Origin of the sequence: Gemmobacter caeni (genome assembly GCF_003054195.1) — a bacterium.
In the GTDB taxonomy this organism is placed as follows: Bacteria; Pseudomonadota; Alphaproteobacteria; order Rhodobacterales; family Rhodobacteraceae; genus Gemmobacter; species Gemmobacter caeni.
In genome coordinates this window covers 1-1,430 of sequence record NZ_QBKP01000069.1, presented here as the reverse complement: position 1 = coordinate 1,430, position 1,430 = coordinate 1, and the positions used below count along the sequence as shown (strand labels likewise).

Below are 1,430 nucleotides of genomic sequence, written 5' to 3'. Positions count from 1 at the left end.
CCCCATCAACGATACAAAAAACACCCGGACGCGGGGTGGAGCAGCCCGGTAGCTCGTCAGGCTCATAACCTGAAGGCCGCAGGTTCAAATCCTGCCCCCGCAACCACTGATAACGACAAACCCGTAGCATCCGCTGCGGGTTTTGTTGTTTTTGCAGTTTTTCCAATGGCTTGCTGCTCTGTCCAGTTGAGAATCGTGCCGAGTTCGCCCTGTAGTGTCGCGTAAATCTCGCCGCGTTCCGGCCCCGGCGTGAGCAAAATCTTCTCGATCAGGCCACGCAAAGCCTCGGCTGCTTCCTGCCGCTCTTCCTTGCGATTGAGGGCTTTGGTCAGCGCCGAAACCTTCTTCGCATAGATCGCCGAGGCGCTCGGCAGAATGTCCGGTGTGTCCTGAGGCGCGTCGGCCAGCAGGGTGTTCAGTTCAGTCTTGCGCGCTTCCAGCGTGTCCATCTCGGCCTTCATGCTCTCATGGAACATGCCAGCCTTGATCGCTTCGATGATGCCGCGGATCTGCTTCTCGATCTTTACCAGTTCCGCCTTCCAGGCATCACCGCTGGAGCGGCGTTCCCGGTTCAGCCGGTTCGTCTCTCCGATGCCAGCTTGCGCTCAAATTGCTCACGGGCGATCTGGCGACCAATCAGGCGAGCCAGCGACATCACGGCAGCGTTTTTGCGGGCGGGATCATTCCGGTCCGTTTCTGGGCCGGTCGAGGGTGTAACCTCGATGCTGATCCTGTTTCGCTTGACCGCCATCGTCTCCAAAATCCCATCCCCGGAAAGGGGCTGGGGCAATGGAAACCCGGAATTTCATCGCATGGAAGGTCTTGAGCAGCCCTGTGCGGTGAATAGGATGCCGTGGCGTAGAAAAGGGACGGCATATTTGGAAGCGAAAGTGGCTGAACAGATCCCATAAGCACACAGATGATTCCGAATCTTCTCCATCTGCCACGTGCATAATGAATATCTAAACCGTTGAGTTTCTAACGCAAGCCTGAGAAGCATAGAGACGCGACGCGCAATGTTAAGACTAAACACTATCCGAAAATGAAGAGGTGGCTGCGGGAACCTGAACAGCCGGGATAAGTGGATTTTCCGCGTAACAGCAGCATGATGCTGCGAGCGAGGAGAAGACCATGGCAAGACGACCGCGCCGGAACCACAGCCCGGCTTTCAAGGCGAAAGTGGCGGTAGCCGCGATCAAGGGCGAGAAGACCATGATCGAGCTGGCGCAGGAGTTCGACGTTCATCCGAACCAGATCAAGCAGTGGCGAGACCAGCTGCTTGAGGGGGCGACCGGGGTGTTCGGGGAAGCCCCGAAAGCCGAGCCGGAGCCGATCAGAGGTGGCTGCGGGAACCTGAACAGCCGGGATAAGTGGATTTTCCGCGTAACAGCAGCATGATGCTGCGAGCGAGGAGAAGACCATGGCAAGAC

At 57.6% G+C, this 1,430-nt stretch carries 1 protein-coding gene, 1 tRNA gene and 1 pseudogene; all 3 read left to right on the top strand.

Features of this window, described 5'->3' with window-relative positions:
* Nucleotides 1-29 precede the first annotated feature (29 nt).
* Nucleotides 30-106: transfer RNA gene (locus tag C8N34_RS25765), tRNA-Met, on the top strand.
* A 361-nt stretch (nt 107-467) separates the two neighbouring features.
* Entirely contained in the window at nt 468-911 is a 444-nt protein-coding gene (locus C8N34_RS26610) for a hypothetical protein (protein WP_170120587.1), read from the top strand.
* Nucleotides 912-1,131: 220 nt separating this feature from the next.
* Nucleotides 1,132-1,326 (top strand): annotated as a pseudogene (locus C8N34_RS25750) (transposase); the annotation flags it as partial.
* Nucleotides 1,327-1,430: the final 104 nt, after the last annotated feature.